Source organism: Halostella sp. PRR32 (assembly GCF_034808085.1).
Classification (GTDB): domain Archaea; phylum Halobacteriota; class Halobacteria; order Halobacteriales; family Natronoarchaeaceae; genus Halostella; species Halostella pelagica.
This window is the reverse complement of record NZ_JAXHGL010000162.1, coordinates 1-263: the sequence shown is the minus strand read 5'-3', so window position 1 is coordinate 263 and position 263 is coordinate 1. Positions and strand designations below refer to the sequence as shown.

Sequence of the window (263 nt, the reverse complement as noted above, 5' to 3'; positions counted from 1 at the left end):
CCGGCGATGGCCTCCAAAATCGAAAAGTACCGTGTTGGTTCGGTCAGTTCCATCCGGAGTACGTAATCCGGTTCGTCATGGAGGGTCCCGTGCCGGGAGAGAATCGTCTGTTGGACGTTCTCCGCGAGCGTCGCGTCGGGTGAGACCTCTTCGAGATAGTACGGCACGCCACCGAAAACGCCCCATGTGAGGACCTGCTCGTCTGCAGTATACGTCTCGTCGAAGAACTCCATCGCGGCGTCGAACGGGAGTTGTCGGATGTC

1 protein-coding gene is annotated in these 263 nt (G+C 58.9%); it reads right to left on the bottom strand.

Going from position 1 to position 263, the window contains the following annotated elements; translation table 11 throughout:
* On the bottom strand, positions 1-263 hold a 263-nt coding region (locus SM753_RS20750), incomplete at both ends, for an ATP-binding protein (RefSeq protein ID WP_369335390.1).